Origin of the sequence: Vulcanococcus sp., from assembly GCF_044369115.1 — a bacterium.
In the GTDB taxonomy this organism is placed as follows: Bacteria; Cyanobacteriota; Cyanobacteriia; order PCC-6307; family Cyanobiaceae; genus Vulcanococcus.
This window is the reverse complement of record NZ_JBIPMN010000229.1, coordinates 1-3,237: the sequence shown is the minus strand read 5'-3', so window position 1 is coordinate 3,237 and position 3,237 is coordinate 1. Positions and strand designations below refer to the sequence as shown.

Here is a 3,237-nt window from a genome sequence, read left to right as displayed (position 1 = left end):
CTACCGCGATGAGATGGGCCGGCCCAAGCGGATGAAAGCGGATGGTCTGATGGCCCGTTGCATCCAGCACGAGATGGACCATCTCAACGGTGTGCTGTTTGTGGATCGCGTCACCGATCACGACAAGCTGCGCGAGGGGCTCGGTGAGAAGGGCTTCAATCCGGCCGATGTGCACGCGATCGCCTGAGCCCCTCTCGTTATGCCGATGAAACCCCTGGCCGGAGTGTTCCTGGCCCTGGCCTGCCTGCTCGGAATCGCTGCCACCGGTTCGGTGTTTGAACTCGCCTATGGCGATCCCGACCTTGGGGTCTCCACTACTCGCGTGATTCTGGCCCTGGCCCTGCCTGGCACGGTGCTGAGCCTGCTCGTGGCGATCCGGATCAACAAGCCGGCCTGAGGGGCTGGCATCTCCGCCCGGCGCTTCTACGATCGCCTGGCTGCATGCCTGCGTCTGTGATTCATTCGGTTCGCACCCTCGCTGCACTGCTGCCTCTGGCCGGTGCTCTGGCCCTGCTGGCGCCCGAGCCCGCAGCGGCCAAGGCGTTGTTTGAAGCCGTAGAGGTGGATCAGAGCAAGTTCGTGATCGTGGCGGCACCGATCGGTGATGGCAGCCGCGCCCAGCTCAACATCTATGAGCAGCGCAGTGAAGCCAGGCCCTGCTACGCCGTGCAGGGAAGAAACCCGGCGGTGGTGGATCCCCTGCTCTCCACCTTCGACTTCACCGGCATCTGCAACCGTTTCATCGACGGCAACGGCTATTCGCTGCGGATCGCTGACAGCGATCTGGGCACCGTGTACCGCCTCAGCGTGGTGAAGCAATCGGGCGACACAGTGTTGATGGCCCTGCCCACCAAGCCAGGTGCCGGCCCCGAGCTGGTGGTGGCCCGCAGCGGTGGCTCCACCAATGGTTTTCTGCTGCTGGTGCCTGAGCCGGGCTGGAAGCTGATGCGCCGTCAGTTCGGGGGGCGCACCCTCGGTCACGTTTACGTCTATCGCACTGATTGGCCTGATGCGGCCGCTGCGTCCATCTCGCCCGCTGCTCCTGCGGCGGTGCCGCCGGTGCCCGCCGCCGGCAGCTGAAAAGCTGACAAGGCACTTGCTACCATCGTCAAACTGCACAGATTCTTGATCGGTTTATGACCCAGGTCACCGTCGGCGAAAACGAGGGCATTGAGTCGGCGCTGCGCCGCTTCAAGCGCCAGGTGTCCAAAGCCGGGATCTTCGCCGACCTCAAGCGCCTGCGTCACCACGAGACCCCGGTTGAGAAGTACAAGCGCAAGGCCCAGCAGCGTCGTCGCCGCCGCTGATCGGCTCAAGAAACATCCCTACGAGGCCCTGGCGGGAATCGGTGTTTTTACCGGTTTCCGCTTTTTTATGGCATGTTGATGATGGGATCACCCCCAGCAGAGGTGTCCCATGAAGCAGCTGATGCAGGTTCTCAATCGCTGGTTCGGCTCGAGCGTTGGCAATGCCTTCGGGAATCCTCTCGAGGAGCGCCAGCACCAGCCACCGCTGGTGGGTGTGCAGCCCTACCGCGATCAGCCGCTGCGGCACTGAGCTGGTCAAAGCTGCGGTAACTGAGGGCCTCGGCAATGGCTGACGCCTCCACCATGGCCGTGCCCCCCAGATCGGCAATGGTGCGGCCCACCCGCAGCACCCGTTCGGCCGCGCGGGCGCTGAGGCCCCGTTGATCGATCGCCGCCTGCCATAAATCGAGCGCCTCGCTGCCGATGGATCCGCACAGGTTCAGGTCGCGCGCGCTCAGTGCACTGTTGCTCACCCCCTTGGGATTCCGCGTGTTCATGCGCTCGCGTGCCGCCTGCACCCGCTGGCGCACATCCGCGCTGGCCTCGCCCGCGCTGTTGCCTCGAAAGCCTGCGCCCAGGGTGCTTCCCTCCAGCCGCCGCATCACCACCTGCAAATCGATGCGATCGAGCAACGGCCCTGAGATCCGGCCCCAGTAGCGCTGCTGCATCGCGCTGCCGCAGCTGCAGGTGCGCTCGGGATCGCCCGCCCAGCCGCAGGCGCAGGGATTGGTGGCGGCCACAAGATGCACCGCGCAGGGAAAGCGCAGCCGCTGCCGCGCCCGGCTCAGCCACAATTCGCCTTGCTCCAGCGGCTGGCGCAGCTGATTGAGCACATCACGGCGGAATTCCGCCAGTTCATCGAGAAACAGCACCCCTCTGTGGGCCAGGGCCAGTTCCCCCGGCCGCAGCCTGGCGCCGCCCCCCACCAGTGCGGCGCTCGAGCAGCTGTGATGCGGGCTGCGGAACGGCCGTTGCTGCAGCAGCTCACCCTCGGGAGGCAGCAATCCAGCAACGGAGTAGAGCTGGGTGAGCTCGAGCCGCTCGGCTCGGTTGAGTTCGGGCAGCAGGCCCGGTAAGCACTGCGCCAGCAGGGTTTTGCCGCTGCCTGGCGGACCCACCAACAACAGGTGATGGCCGCCGGCGGCGGCGATCTCGAGGGCCCTCCGGCCATGCAGTTGCCCCTGCACGCAAGCCAGGTCATTCAACGGATCTACTGGCGGTGGCGGGGTATCAGCTGCCGCAGAACGGGCCGCCTGGGTGGCGCGATCCGGGTTCTGCAGCCAGTGCAGGGCCTCGCTCAGGCTGCCAGCCACCACCAGCGGTAGCTGCTCCACCAGCTCGGCTTCGCGCAGGTTGGCCTGCGGCAGCAGCAGGGCCCTCGCACCATGGCGCTGCGCCGCCAGGGCCAGAGCCACCGCGCCGCGCACCGGCCGCAGTTCACCGCCCAGGCCCAGCTCTCCGGCACACCAGATCCCATCGAGTTGGGCCGGATCCAGTTGGCCGCTGGCGGCCAGCACGGCCAGGGCGATGGGAAGGTCGAAGGCGGGGCCCTCCTTGCGCAGATCCGCCGGAGCCAGGTTCACGATCACCCGAGTGAGGGGCATGCGCAGATGGCTGTTGCGGATGGCGGCCCGCACGCGCTGCCGCGATTCCTGCACGGCCGCATCCGCCAGCCCCACGATCTGCAGCCCAGGTAGCCCGGGTGCAATATCCACCTCCACGGCCACAGCCCGGGCCTCAAGCCCCACCAGGGCGGCTCCGCTGCATCGTGCCAACATCGGGCTCACGCAAACCTGCAGTGGTGAAGTGCCACCTCTGTTTCATCGCTGCTCGGTTTTCACCCCCTTCCCCAACAGCCACCGCTGATGGCCGACGCCGCTGCCACCCCGCCGAACGACACGATCTTCGGCCGCATCCTGCGGGGTGAGAT

Annotated in this window: 5 protein-coding genes; 4 read left to right on the top strand and 1 reads right to left on the bottom strand. The window is 66.6% G+C overall.

What is annotated here, in order from left to right:
- From ACIQ2E_RS13615 to rpsU, 4 genes are all read left to right on the top strand, one after another.
- A partial coding sequence (locus tag ACIQ2E_RS13615) for a peptide deformylase (RefSeq protein ID WP_398331616.1) occupies positions 1–187 on the top strand: 187 nt, incomplete at its 5' end.
- Between the two features lie 12 nt (positions 188–199).
- Positions 200–397 (top strand): hypothetical protein, encoded by a 198-nt coding sequence (locus ACIQ2E_RS13610; protein WP_398331613.1) that lies wholly within the window; start codon positions 200–202, stop codon positions 395–397.
- A 56-nt stretch (positions 398–453) separates the two neighbouring features.
- Positions 454–1,080, top strand: a complete 627-nt coding sequence (locus ACIQ2E_RS13605) for a DUF3747 domain-containing protein (RefSeq protein ID WP_398331610.1) — start codon at positions 454–456, stop codon at positions 1,078–1,080.
- A 56-nt stretch (positions 1,081–1,136) separates the two neighbouring features.
- Complete coding sequence (gene rpsU, locus ACIQ2E_RS13600; RefSeq protein WP_010304532.1) at positions 1,137–1,307, top strand: 30S ribosomal protein S21; 171 nt, start codon at positions 1,137–1,139, stop codon at positions 1,305–1,307.
- Between the two features lie 131 nt (positions 1,308–1,438).
- Here the strand turns inward: rpsU and ACIQ2E_RS13595 are convergent, their stop codons facing one another.
- Positions 1,439–3,085, bottom strand: a complete 1,647-nt coding sequence (locus ACIQ2E_RS13595) for a YifB family Mg chelatase-like AAA ATPase (protein WP_398331607.1) — start codon at positions 3,083–3,085, stop codon at positions 1,439–1,441.
- Positions 3,086–3,237: the final 152 nt, after the last annotated feature.

Excerpts from the sequence above, each read along its gene's own strand:
- ACIQ2E_RS13595 (WP_398331607.1), bottom strand. The coding sequence starts at position 3,085 with ATGTTGGCACGATGCAGCGGAGCCGCCCTGGTGGGGCTTGAGGCCCGG.
- rpsU (WP_010304532.1), top strand. The coding sequence starts at position 1,137 with ATGACCCAGGTCACCGTCGGCGAAAACGAGGGCATTGAGTCGGCGCTG.
- ACIQ2E_RS13610 (WP_398331613.1), top strand. The coding sequence starts at position 200 with ATGCCGATGAAACCCCTGGCCGGAGTGTTCCTGGCCCTGGCCTGCCTG.